Here is a 276-nt window from a genome sequence, read left to right on the forward strand (position 1 = left end):
GGCTCTCCAGCCAGTCCAAGTGTCCGGCCCAGAGGTAGTGCTAGATGCCAATGCAGTTCTCAATCTCGGCATGGCCTTCCACGAACTGACCATGAATGCGATGCGCTTCGGGGTGACGGATGCCGGCAGTATATCCGTCACGTGGCGCCTAATCTGGGCTGAAAGTCGAGATATTCTCGAACTCGTTTGGTCCGAGGCAGCAGCGCCCTATGCTGATCTGCTCGCGCAGGAAGATGGCTTCGGGGCTCTCGTTCTCGGCAGGCTGGTGCCATCGGC

The 276-nt window shown here is 59.4% G+C and carries 1 protein-coding gene; it reads left to right on the plus strand.

Annotated features, from left to right (window positions below; translation table 11 throughout):
- Positions 1-19: 19 nt before the first annotated feature.
- The coding region (locus SB659_RS19400) for a hypothetical protein (RefSeq protein ID WP_410551579.1) at positions 20-276 on the plus strand (257 nt) is incomplete at its 3' end.

Source organism: Arthrobacter sp. SIMBA_036 (assembly GCF_046535135.1).
In the GTDB taxonomy this organism is placed as follows: Bacteria; Actinomycetota; Actinomycetes; order Actinomycetales; family Micrococcaceae; genus Arthrobacter.